Source organism: Modestobacter sp. SYSU DS0875 (assembly GCF_054050915.1).
Genome location: NZ_JBJHAH010000032.1, coordinates 33,425 through 44,675 on the forward strand (window position 1 = coordinate 33,425; position 11,251 = coordinate 44,675).

Annotated in this window: 11 protein-coding genes and 1 rRNA gene; 3 read left to right on the top strand and 9 right to left on the bottom strand. The window is 76.4% G+C overall.

All coding sequences use genetic code 11. From position 1 onward, the window contains the following. Positions 1–52 precede the first annotated feature (52 nt). The gene (locus tag ACI79Y_RS16555; protein ID WP_457159542.1) at positions 53–901 is read left to right on the top strand and encodes a TetR/AcrR family transcriptional regulator; all 849 of its coding nucleotides are present in this window, start codon (positions 53–55) and stop codon (positions 899–901) included. A gap of 30 nt (positions 902–931) precedes the next feature. Here the strand turns inward: ACI79Y_RS16555 and recN are convergent, their stop codons facing one another. The 4 genes from recN to ACI79Y_RS16575 are packed head-to-tail and all read right to left on the bottom strand — an operon-like array spanning position 932 to position 4,800. Next, a complete protein-coding gene (recN, locus tag ACI79Y_RS16560; protein WP_457159543.1) occupies positions 932–2,713 on the bottom strand; it encodes a DNA repair protein RecN in 1,782 nt (593 codons plus the stop codon). After that, the gene (locus tag ACI79Y_RS16565; RefSeq protein ID WP_457159544.1) at positions 2,688–3,734 is read right to left on the bottom strand and encodes an NAD kinase; all 1,047 of its coding nucleotides are present in this window, start codon (positions 3,732–3,734) and stop codon (positions 2,688–2,690) included. Before ACI79Y_RS16565 ends, recN begins: the two co-directional genes overlap by 26 nt. Further along, positions 3,731–4,528, bottom strand: coding sequence for a TlyA family RNA methyltransferase (locus ACI79Y_RS16570; RefSeq protein WP_457084165.1), 798 nt, complete (start codon positions 4,526–4,528; stop codon positions 3,731–3,733). Before ACI79Y_RS16570 ends, ACI79Y_RS16565 begins: the two co-directional genes overlap by 4 nt. Then, positions 4,528–4,800: a hypothetical protein gene (locus ACI79Y_RS16575; RefSeq protein WP_457159545.1), complete on the bottom strand. Its 273-nt coding sequence runs from the start codon at positions 4,798–4,800 to the stop codon at positions 4,528–4,530. Before ACI79Y_RS16575 ends, ACI79Y_RS16570 begins: the two co-directional genes overlap by 1 nt. A gap of 331 nt (positions 4,801–5,131) precedes the next feature. Between ACI79Y_RS16575 and ACI79Y_RS16580 the strand changes: the two genes are divergently transcribed. Beyond that, positions 5,132–5,470, top strand: coding sequence for an alkyl sulfatase C-terminal domain-containing protein (locus ACI79Y_RS16580; RefSeq protein WP_457159546.1), 339 nt, complete (start codon positions 5,132–5,134; stop codon positions 5,468–5,470). A gap of 55 nt (positions 5,471–5,525) precedes the next feature. On the opposite strand, the gene ACI79Y_RS16585 is transcribed toward ACI79Y_RS16580, so the two are convergent. Beyond that, a complete protein-coding gene (locus ACI79Y_RS16585) occupies positions 5,526–6,614 on the bottom strand; it encodes an HAD-IIA family hydrolase (RefSeq protein WP_457159547.1) in 1,089 nt (362 codons plus the stop codon). Positions 6,615–6,669: 55 nt separating this feature from the next. Then, positions 6,670–7,068 carry a tetratricopeptide repeat protein gene (locus tag ACI79Y_RS16590; RefSeq protein ID WP_457159548.1) on the bottom strand — a complete coding sequence of 133 codons (399 nt, stop codon included), beginning with the start codon at positions 7,066–7,068 and terminating at the stop codon, positions 6,670–6,672. Positions 7,069–7,154: 86 nt separating this feature from the next. Between ACI79Y_RS16590 and ACI79Y_RS16595 the strand changes: the two genes are divergently transcribed. Beyond that, positions 7,155–8,477, top strand: coding sequence for a DUF1015 domain-containing protein (locus ACI79Y_RS16595; protein WP_457159549.1), 1,323 nt, complete (start codon positions 7,155–7,157; stop codon positions 8,475–8,477). Between the two features lie 6 nt (positions 8,478–8,483). Here ACI79Y_RS16595 and ACI79Y_RS16600 read toward each other — a convergent pair whose 3' ends face one another. The 3 genes from ACI79Y_RS16600 to rrf form a co-directional block, all read right to left on the bottom strand. After that, positions 8,484–8,843, bottom strand: a complete 360-nt coding sequence (locus ACI79Y_RS16600) for a single-stranded DNA-binding protein (protein ID WP_457159550.1) — start codon at positions 8,841–8,843, stop codon at positions 8,484–8,486. Between the two features lie 86 nt (positions 8,844–8,929). Continuing rightward, positions 8,930–9,784: a tetratricopeptide repeat protein gene (locus tag ACI79Y_RS16605; RefSeq protein ID WP_457159551.1), complete on the bottom strand. Its 855-nt coding sequence runs from the start codon at positions 9,782–9,784 to the stop codon at positions 8,930–8,932. 1,347 nt (positions 9,785–11,131) lie between these two features. Continuing rightward, positions 11,132–11,248, bottom strand: a 5S ribosomal RNA gene (gene rrf / locus ACI79Y_RS16610). Positions 11,249–11,251: the final 3 nt, after the last annotated feature.

Sequence of the window (11,251 nt, forward strand, 5' to 3'; positions counted from 1 at the left end):
ACCGGGTGTCGCTGCCCGGGGACGGGACCGGCCCGTCACTAGCGTGGCTGCTGTGACTGGAGGGGCCTCCGCGAGCCGGGGTACAGCGACCGTCCTGCACGATGCCGCCGCCGAGCCGGTCGTCCCGGCCGGGGCCGCCGATCCCGTCGCGGACGACGCCGGGCGCACCGCGCAGGTGGTGGCCTTCACCCCCGCGCCGCCCGCCCCTGTCCGGCCCGCCGAGGACGCGGAGGAGCAGCGCCGGCGCCCGGCCCGCCGGCGCGGGCGCGGGGGGCCGAACAAGCGGGAGCTGCGCCGCCAGCAGACCCGCGAGGAGATCGTCGACGCCGCCGCCGGGCTGTTCGCCGAGCGCGGGTTCGACGCCGTGAGCGTGCAGGAGATCGCCCAGCGCGCGGGCGTCGTGGAGAAGACCGTCTTCAACCACTTCCCGGTCAAGGAGGGGCTGGTCTTCGAGGCCGACCCGCCGATGCGCGAGGCGCTGCTCGACGCCGTCCGGCACCGGCGCGCCGGGGTGTCGGCGCCCGCGGCCGCCGGCGGCTTCGTGGTCGCCGCGATCAGCCAGCTCGGCTCCGCCGCGGCCGCCGAGGGCGTCGCGGAGATGGCCCGGGTGATCCGCGGCTCGCGGACCCTGCAGGTGCGGGAGCGGGAGATCCTCGGCGCACTGACCTCCTCCCTCGCCGCGGAGTTCGCGACCGAGACCGGCGCCGAGCCGGGCCGGCTCGAACCGTGGCTCGCCGCCCACTCGGTGCTGGGGCTGTACGCAGGGCTGCTGGAGCTGGCCCGTGACCGGGTGCTGGCCGGCGCCGCCGGTCCGGAGCTGGTCGCCGAGCTGCGCGCCCGCGGCCGCTCGGGGCTGGCCCTGCTGCAGACCGGCCTCGCCGGCTACGCCGAACGCCGCTGACGGAGGGGCCCTCGCGGGGCCCCGACCGGCTCAGTGCCGCTGAGTGGCCACCGCCAGGAGCTCCCGCGCGTGCGCCTGACCGGTCTCGCTGTCGGCCAGGCCCGACAGCATCCGGGCCAGCTCCCGCACCCGCTCGTCGTCGGTGACCGTGTGGATGTCGGTGGCGGTGACGCCGGCACCGGAGTCGGGCGCCTTGTCGACGACGACGTGGGTGTCGGCGAAGGCAGCGACCTGGGCCAGGTGCGTGACGACGACGACCTGGTGCTCCCGCGCCAGCCGGGCCAGCCGGGCGCCGATCTCACCGGCCGCCTGACCGCCCACGCCGGCGTCGACCTCGTCGAACACCATCACCGGCACCGGGTCGGCCCCGGCGAACACCACCTCGATGGCCAGCATCACCCGGGAGAGCTCACCGCCCGAGGCCCCCTTGTGCACCGGCCGGGCGGGCGCACCCGGGTGCGCGGACAGCAGCAGCACCACGTCGTCCGCGCCGTCGGCGCCGAGGTGGTCCGGGTCGGTGTCGATGCGGAAGGACACCTGCGCGCTCTTCATCGCCAGCCCGGCCAGCTCCGCGCCCACCTCGGCGGCGAAGCCGTCGGCCGCGGCCCGACGCCCCTCCGTGACCTGGGCGGACAGCGCGGCCAGCTCGGCTCGGGCGGCGTCCCGCTCGGCCTCCAGCGCCTGGAGCGCCTCGTCGGACACGTCCAGCTGGGCCAGCCGCTGCTGGGCGTCGGCCGCCCAGCTGAGCACCCCGGCCAGCCCGGCGCCCGGATCGGCGTACTTGCGGACCAGCCCCGTGATCGCGGCACGCCGGTCCAGCACCTCGGCCAGGTGGGCCGGGTCGGCGTCCAGGTCGGCGACGTAGCCGGCCAGCTGGACGGCGACGTCGGAGACCACCGCCACGGCGTCGGCGAGGTCCCGGGCCAGCAGCACCAGCGACGGGTCGTCGGAGCCGGCCAGCGCCCGCTCGGCCGTGGCCAGGGCGGCCGAGGCGTCAGCAGAGAAGCCGCCGTCGCCGCCGAGCTCGCCGGTGACGTCACCGACCAGGGCGATCCGGGCCTCGTCGGCGACCACGCGCAGCGCGTCGGCATCCCCGAGCCGCCTGGCCTGGGCGTCGAGCGCCTCGTCCTCGCCCGGCTCGGGGGCGACGGCAGCGATCTCCTCCAGCCCGTGCCGCAGCACGTCAGCGGTCTGCGCCAGCTCCCGGGCCTGGCTGCGCCGGCGGTCCAGGTCGTCGGCGAGCTCGCGCCACCGCGCGTAGGCGACCCGGTGCTCCTCGATCAGCGCCAGGTGCGCCGGACCGGCATAGCGGTCCAGGGCACGACGCTGCTCCGCCGGCCGGGTCAGCCGCAGCTGGTCGGTCTGCCCGTGCACGGCCAGCAGGTGCTCGGACAGCTCGGCGACCAGGCCGACCGGCACGGTGCGCCCGCCCAGGTGCGCCCGCGACCGGCCCTCGGCGCTGATCGTGCGGGCCAGGATCAGGCTGCCGTCCTCGTCGGGATCGGCACCGGCGTCGGCCGCGCGGTCCCAGACCGGCGAGCCCGGGGGCAGCGTGATCCGGCCCTCCACGCTCGCCCGGCCGTTGGCGCGCACCCGGCCGGGGTCCGCCCGGCCGCCGAACAGCAGGGTCAGCCCGGTGACGACCATGGTCTTGCCCGCCCCGGTCTCCCCGGTGACCACGGTCAGCCCGGGCCCGAGTTCCAGGGTGACGTCATCGATCGCGCCGAGGCCGCGGATGTGCAGCTCGGTGAGGGCGCCGTTGCGCGGAGCTGCCGGCTGCGCCTGCTCACGCCGCGCCGTCCGCGTCGCCACCGCCCACCTCCTCGGGTCGGCGGGTGGCGCCGTCGGCGGTGTTGATGCCCCGGCCCAGCACGTTGCGGTGCCAGGTCGGCGCCTCGTGCCCGGGGCCGTGCGAGCGGGCGTCGCGGAAGCCGCGCACCGGGAGCCCGAACTTGGCGACCAGCCGGTCACCGAAGGACGTGGGGTTGACCCGGGCGATCCGCACCGGCCGGTCCGAGCGCCGCACCTCGACCCGGCCGCCGTCGGGCACCTCGACCAGGCGGCGTCCGTCGGCGGAGACCCGCGCCCGGGCGCCGTCGTGCGGCACGGCCACGGTGAGCACCGAGGTCGGTGAGGTGACCAGCGGCCGGGAGAACAGGGCGTGCGCGTTCGCCGGCACCAGCAGCAGCGCCTCCACGTCGGGCCACACCACCGGCCCACCGGCGGAGAATGCGTACGCCGTGGACCCGGTCGGGGTCGCGCAGAGCACGCCGTCGCAGCCGAAGCTGGTGAGCGGGTGCCCGTCGACCTCCAGGACGACGTCGAGCACCCGGGAGCGCTCCACCTTCTCCACCGACACCTCGTTCAGGCCCCAGGTGCCGCCGACGGACCGCCCCTCGTCGTCGAAGACCGTCGCCTCCAGGGTCAGCCGCTCCTCGACCTCGTACTGGCAGCGCTCGACCGCGGCGAGCATCTCCTCGACCGCTTCCGGCTCGGTCTCGGCGAGGAAGCCGACCCGGCCCAGGTTCACCCCGGTGATCGCCGCATCGGTCGAGCGGGCGAGCTCGGCGGCACGCAGGAACGTGCCGTCCCCGCCGAAGACGAGCAGGATCTCGGTGCCCTCGGCGGCCTGCGGACCGAACGTGCAGACCTCGGCGCCGGGGATGGCCAGGTCCACCGCCTCGTCGTCGAGCACCCGGACGACGAAACCGGCCCCGGCCAGCCGGGCGGCGGCGGACCGGGCGAGCGCGACGATGTCGGCCCGTCCGGTGTGGACGGCGAGCAGCACGCGCCGGACCCCGCCCCCTTCCCGCGGTGGCAGGCACTCGGTCACTGTGGTCCCTCCTGAACTGCTCGGTCGACGTCGTCCGGTTGCGGTGGTGGGGCGTCGCGGCGCAATCGGAGGAAGAACTCCACGTTGCCCGCCGGGCCGGGCAGCGGACTGGCCACCACCCCGGCGGTGCCCCAGCCCAGATCGGCCGCGGCCCTGGCCACCGTGAGCACCGACTCGGCGCGGTGCGCCGGGTCGCGGACGACCCCGCCACTTCCCAGCCGCTCCCGCCCGACCTCAAACTGGGGCTTGACCATCGGCAGCAGGTCGGCGTCGGGGGTGGCGCAGCTGGTCAGGGCAGGGAGCACGAGCCGCAGCGAGATGAACGAGAGGTCGGCCACGACCAGCTGCACCGGCCCACCGATCACCTCCGGGGTCAGCTCCCGGACGTTGGTGCGCTCGTGCACCGCGACCCGGTCGTCGGTGCGCAGCGACCAGGCCAGCTCGCCGTACCCGACGTCGACCGCGACCACCTCGCGGGCTCCGCGGCTGAGCAGCACCTCGGTGAACCCACCGGTGGAGGCCCCGGCGTCCAGGGCGCGCCGGCCGGTCACGTCGACGTCGAAGGCGGCCAGCGCGCCCAGCAGCTTGTGCGCGCCTCGGGACACCCAGCTGGGCTGGTCGGGATCGGTGCGGACGACCACCGGGGTGCCGGCCTCGACGCCGGTGGCCGGCTTGGTGGCGGCGGCACCGGCGACGGTGACCCGCCCCTCGGCGATCAGCGCGACGGCGTGCTCCCGGGAGCGGGCCAGCCCACGACGGACGAGCTCGGCGTCGAGCCGGCTGCGACGTGCCATCAGAGCTCGTCGATGGTCGACAGTTCGCGCTGCAACCGCTCGTGCTCGGCCTCGTAGACCCCCACGTGCTCGGCCACCGGCCGCTCGGCCAGTCCGGCGAACGGCGAGCCGGCCGGGGGGACGTCGCGTGCCGGCGCGTCCGGACCTGAGCCCGCGTCCGGCCCCGGAGCGCCGCTGGGGACGCCGGTCGCCGGGTCGGGCGCGGGCAGCGGACCGACCACGGGACCGCGCGGGGGGCCGGGCACCGGGCGTGGTCGTTCCGGGTGGCTCACGGTCCTCCTCCACGGGGTCGGTGATCGGGCTGCGCCGTCGGTGGGGCGGCGGGCTGGCGGATGGGCGTGCAGGGGGTCGGGGCCACGGCCGGGTGCTGCGGGCTCCCGGACCGGTCCGCCCCCGGGTGTCAGGTCGGCGGACCACGTCGCAGGTTACCGGCCCGTGCGGACTGCCCGCGGCGCGGCGGAGCACCCACGGACCTCCAGCGCCGCCGAGCCGCCGCCCGCCCCTGACCGGCCGCGCCGGTGTCGGTGGCCGCCGGTAGCGTCCCGCCCTGGACTGCCCCGGCCGGGACCTGCCCGGCCACCGGCTGGAGGAGGCACCCCTTCCGTGGCGACGCTGGACCAGTGCATGACCGCTCTCACCGGTTTCGTCGGCCGGTTGGCCGCGAAGGACGCGGCCCGCGACCTCGACCGCACCGTCTCCTGCCGGCTCACCGACCTCGGGCAGGTGGTGCAGGGCCGGCTGGCCCGGGGCGCCGTGCACGACATGACCGCGGTGCCCGAGGGGCCGGCGGTGCCCAAGGCCGACATCCGGCTGACCATGACCAGCGACGACCTGCTGGCGCTGACGGCCGGCAACCTGTCGTTCACCCCGGCCTGGGCCAGCGGCCGGGTGAAGCTGGAGGCGGGGCTGCGCGACATGCTCCGGCTCCGTTCGATGCTCTGACCCCGCGGCGGCGGTGAGCCGGCCGTCTCCCGCGTCGACGGCCCGGTCGACCCGGTCAGTCCGGGACGAGACCCCACCGCGCCAGCGCCGCGGCCGCCGGGGCGTCGGCTGCGCTGACCCGTGGCCGCCGGCCGCCCTCGCCGCTGGACCGGCCGTCCGCCGCCCAGCACGCCACGGCGAGGGCGCGCAGTCCGTCCAGCCCGTCACCGCCGTCTCCACCGGCGCCCTGCGAGCGCAGCACCAGGTGAGCGCCGGCGGCCTCGGCCAGCCAGCCCCCGCAGCGCCACCCACCCTCGACCGGCTCCACCGCCGGGTGCGGGTTGAGCAGTCCGGCGACGTCGGCTGCGAGCAGGTCCGGCCGGTGCTCGGGGACCGCGGCGAGCAGATCGGTCGGGGTGGCGACCCCGGTGAGGACGAGCAGGCTGGCTGCGCCGGCCCGCCGGGCGCCCTCGATGTCGGTGTCCAGGCGGTCACCCACGACCAGCGGCCGGTCCGCGCCCGTGCGACGGACGCACTCGGCGTGCATCGCGGGGTCGGGCTTGCCGGTCACCAGCGGGGCCCGCCCGGTGACGGCGCTGACCACCCCCACCAGCGCGCCGTTGCCCGGCAACACCCCGCGCGGGGAGGGGATGGTCGCGTCGGTGTTCGTGGCCACGTGCCGGGCTCCGTTCCGCACGGCCACCACGGCCTCGGCGAGCTGCGCCCAACCCACCCCGGGCCCGTAGCCCTGCACCACGGCCGCCGGTTCGTCCTCGGCCCGCTCGACGACCCGGAGCCCGGCGGCGGTCAGCGCGGCCGCCACGCCCGGGCCGCCGACCGCCAGGACGGGCGCGTCGGCGCCGACCAGCTCCCGGACGACCGTGGCCGCGGCCTGCGAGCTGGTGATGACGTCCTCGGCCGCAGCGGACACGCCCAGCTCCGTGAGGTGTTCGGCGACCTGCTCCGGGGTGCGCGCGGCGTTGTTGGTCACGAAGCCCAGGCGCATGCCCTGGTCGCGCGCGGCGGCGAGGGCCTCGGGCACGCCGGGCACCGCCGCGGGGCCGACGTAGACGACCCCGTCGAGGTCGAGCAGCGCGACGTCGTACTCGTCGGCCGGCGGCCTGTCGCTGCCAGCGGCGAGCGGCGGCCGTTCCGGTGCGGTCACGAGGGGGCCTCGGACCGGTCGGCGGGAACGGGGCGGGACGCGAGGATCGGGTCGGTCACGGCAGCTCCTGGGCGAGGTCGCGGCGGGCGCGCACGCCGCGCAGCGCCTGGGCGTAGTGGGTGAGATCGGGCCGCATGGCAACGGCCAGGGCCAGGTGCTCGGCGGCGAGTTCGAGGTCTCCGGCGCGGCTGGCGGCGAGCCCGAGGCCGAACTGGGCGTAGTCGTCGGTGGGGTTGGCGTCGATGATCCGGGCGAAGCTCTCGACCGCCTCGCGGTAGCGGCCCGCGTCGTACTGGGCGCGCGCGAGCGCCTCCAGCACGCTCCGGGAGGCCGGTTCGGCGTGGACCGCGCGCTCCAGCAAGGTGGCCGCGGCATCGGGGTGCCCGTCTCCCAGCAGCTGGAGGCCGCGCTGGTACCACTCGTAGACGCCGCCGTCCGGCTGACCTGGCTCCACTCCTGCTCCTCCCCGTCGCCCCGGCCCGGCCCCGCCGACGCCCAGCCGGCGCGAGCCAGCCGGCACCTCGCTCCTACCATCGGGCGGTGCCCACCCCGCCGGCGGACGTCCCGCCCTCCGCCGCGACGGGGCTGGACGTCCGGCCCTTCCGCGCCCTGGTCTACCGGCAGCACGACCCCACACACCTGGCCCGGGTGAGCTCGCCAGCCTACGACCTGGTCACCGTGGGGGGCCGCGACCGCCTGGTCGAGGCCGACCCGCACAACATCGTCCGCTTGATCCTGCCGCACGTCGACCCCGTCCCCGGGGGCCGCGTCGCACGCGACCGCGCCTCGGCGCGCGCGGCGGCGGGCAACCTGCAGCAGTGGCTGGCCGAGCGGGTGCTCGTCCGGGAGGACGTGCCGGCGATGTGGCGGTACGAGATGGCCACCCCGGGGACTGCCGCGACCACCGGATGGCTGGGTGCGGTGCGCGTGCCGCCGGCGGGGTCGACCGCCGTGCTGCCGCACGAGGACACGTTCGCTCCGGCCGTCGAGGGCCGCCGGATGCTGCTCGACGAGACCCGCACCGACCTCGAGCCGGTCGTGCTGGCCCACGACCCGGAGCCGGAGGTCGCCGAGGTGACGCGGCACTCGGGGCAGGGCGCGCCCACCCTGCAGGTGACCGACCCGGATGGCGTGACGCACCGGCTGTGGCGGGTGACCGACCCGCTGGTGCTGCAGCGGTTGACCACGGCCCTGGAAAAGACCCACGCGGTCATCGCCGACGGGCACCACCGGTTCGCGGCTGCCCGGGCCCACCAGGCGACCGGTGGCTCCGCGCGGTGTGCCGTGCTCGCCCTGCTCACGCCCACCGGACCCGGGGGACTGCGGGTGCAGGCGATCCACCGCGTCGTACCCGGTCTGTCGCTGACAGCCGCTGTCGATCTCGCCGCGACCGGGTTGACCGCACGGGACGTCACCCCCGCTGACGGCGAGGTCGCCGAGGTCTGCCGTCGCTGGGCACGCGGGGCGGACGGCGCGGCCGGCACGGTGGGTGGTCCGGGCTTCCTGGTGACCGACGGGAAACGCGTGGTGGAGCTGTCGGCCCCGACGGCGTCCCTGCTCGCGACCGTGCCGACGGGGGCCCCCGCGGCGTGGCGGGAGCTCGACGTGGTGCTGGCCCACCACGGTCTGCTCGGCCACCTGTGGCACCGCTCCGACGACCCCGCATCGGTGCTGGTCGCCCACGACGTCGACCAGGCGCTCCGGTTGGCCGGTGAGCGCGCGGGAGTGGCCCTGTTGCTCCACTCCCCCGCCCCGGCGGACGTCGCCGCGGTCGCCCGCAGTGGTGCCCGCATGCCGCGGAAGTCGACGCTCTTCCTGCCCAAGCCGCGCACCGGGCTGGTGCTGCGACCACACGAGGACTGACCGGGCTCATGCCGGCTCACGTGCAGTGCCACGGCTCGTGCGCTGCAGTTTGCGGCCTCGCCGGCAGCTGACCTCATAGGCCACGGCGGTGCCGGTGGGGGTGCGCCAGAACCGGCGTTGCAGCGAGCCCTCGACCTCGACCACGTCGTCGGTGCGCCAGGCCGAGGCATAGCGCAGCAGCGTGGGGACGGTGCTCACGCAGGTCAGGACGTCGGACTTCGGCGCCCGCGGGCGCGGGTTCTCGCGTCGCACCACCAGCTTGAACAGCAGCATCGTGTCCCCGCTGGGGAGCGGGCGCAGCTCGGGCGGGGCGGACAGCCGCCCACGCAGTACGACGTCGTTCCGGTCGATCACGGCCAGGCTCATACCGGCAAGCCTCGCCGGGAGGTGGACCGGCCGGCCAGGGCTGACCGCGAGTTGTGGACAGCCCCGGCCGGTGTGGACGACGGAGTTCAGTCCGTCGGCGGGTCCTGCTCGCTCCCGTGGGTGGGCGGCTCCTGGAAGAGCCGGGTGTGATCGCGCTCCACCGGCGGCGGCGTCTCCCCCAGCAGCTCCGCCACCTCCGCCTCGATGTCGGCGTCGGTCACCGGGCCGGTCACCGAGTCGAGCACCTCCTCGTCGAAGGCACCGTTCAGGGGGTCGTCGGCGCCCCGGCCCTCCGGCGCGGACGTGAGGTCGGTGGCCTCGTCGCCGGCCGCACGCACATCGTCAGCCTCGGCATCCGGGTCTTCTGCCTCGTCCTCGGGGTCCTCGGCGAAGTGCGCGCTGACCCCGGTCAGGTCGTCGGGATCGGCAGCCGCGATGACCGCGTACCACTGCTGAGCGACGTCCTCGTCACCCCGGTCGGCGAGCAGGTCGGCGTACGCGGTGGCCAGCCGGAGCCGGCCGAGGTCGGCGTCGCCGAGGCCAGCGGGCGTGGGCCGGCCGCCGAGCGCGGCCTCCAGGACCAGGACGGCGGCACGCTCCTCGCCCATGTCCCGCCGGGCACCGGCCTCCACCAGCCGCAGCTCGACGAGCTCTTCCCCCTCCGGCGACGTCTCCAACGCCTCCTGCACCAGTCGCAGAGCCGTCTCGGGGCGCCCCAGTGCACGTTCACAGTCGGCGAGCACGGCGCGGTAGCTCTGGTCGCCGGTCATCCGGGCATAGGCGCGCAGCTCGCGAGCTGCCTCCGCGTAGTCACCCGCGTGGTAGGCAGCGACCCCGACCGCTTCACGCACGACCGCGAGCCGGGACGCCCGGTCCCGGGCAGCCCGGGCGTGCTCGAGGGCGAGCTCGGGCTCCTCCTCCAGCAGGCCGCCGGCGGCCACCAGGTGCTGTCCGACGACGTCGGAGTTGCGTGAGTCCAGACCGCGCAGGGCAGCTCGGACAGCGGGGTCCAGTTCGCGGGCATCCGCCCACTCGGGCAGTTCCGGCGCAGCCGGACGCCGGACCCCGTCGTCCGGCGGGCCGTCCGGACGTGCCGGCCTGCGGTCCTGCCAGGACGGGCGATCAGGGGCGGCGGGGCGGTCCGGACGACGCTCCTGCCAGGCCCCTTCTCCGGTAGAGCGACCAGCCGCGCGATCCGGCCTGCGGTCCTGCCACGACGGCCGGTCGCCGCCACCAGAACGCTGAGGACGATCACCGCCGGAGCCCTGCGGACGCTCGCCGCCGGATCGCTGAGGGCGGTCACCGGCGGGACGCCGGTCCTGCCACGACGGCCGGTCACCGCCACCAGAACGCTGCGGACGGTCACCGGCCGGACGCCGGTCCTGCCACGACGGCCGGTCACCGCCACCAGAACGCTGCGGACGATCACCAGCGGGACGCCGGTCCTGCCACGACGGCCGGTCGCCGCCACCAGAACGCTGCGGACGATCACCGCCGGAGCGCTGCGGACGCTCGCCGCCGGAGCGCTGAGGGCGGTCACCAGCGGGACGCCGGTCCTGCCACGACGGCCGGTCGCCGCCACCAGAACGCTGCGGACGATCACCGCCGGAGCGCTGCGGACGCTCGCCGCCGGAGCGCTGAGGGCGGTCACCGGCGGGACGCCGGTCCTGCCACGACGGCCGGTCACCGCCACCAGAACGCTGCGGACGATCACCGCCGGAGCGCTGCGGACGCTCGCCGCCGGAGCGCTGCGGGCGGTCACCGGCGGGACGCCGGTCCTGCCACGACGGCCGGTCACCGCCACCAGAACGCTGCGGACGATCACCGCCGGAGCGCTGCGGACGCTCGCCGCCGGAGCGCTGCGGGCGGTCACCGGCGGGACGCCGGTCCTGCCACGACGGCCGGTCACCGCCACCAGAACGCTGAGGACGGTCACCGCTCTGCGCACCGCCGCGCGAGTCCCCACTACGGGAGCCACGGTGCCCGGCTGGGCGCCCGCGGTCGCTGGCGCCGTCCTGCCGCGGTGCGCCGGACCGCCCCCCACCGCCACCTCCGCGGCCGCCCCCGGAGGAAGCGCCTCGACCTCGATCAGAGCCTGCGGGCCCGCGACGCGGAGAAGTCATGGTGTGTACGTACCTCACTGGGAATCGGTGCACGCCTGAGCGCTACCGGATTGGATCGCGGCCAGCGGGCCGTCTCGTGGCCCTCGGCCGCACGCGCAGAGGAGGCCCTGAACGCACGAAACGGGGGCCGGAGCAGATGCTCCGACCCCCGTTCGTTCAAAGATTGTCCGGCGGCGTCCTACTCTCCCACCCGGTCCCCCGGGCAGTACCATCGGCGCTGAAAGGCTTAGCTTCCGGGTTCGGAATGAGACCGGGCGTTTCCCTTTCGCCATGACCGCCGTAACA

Bases quoted from the DNA above. Each gene is read 5' to 3' on its own strand.
- ACI79Y_RS16600 (WP_457159550.1), bottom strand. From the start codon at position 8,843: ATGAGCCTGGCCGTGATCGACCGGAACGACGTCGTACTGCGTGGGCGG.
- ACI79Y_RS16570 (WP_457084165.1), bottom strand. From the start codon at position 4,528: ATGGCACGTCGCAGCCGGCTCGACGCCGAGCTCGTCCGTCGTGGGCTG.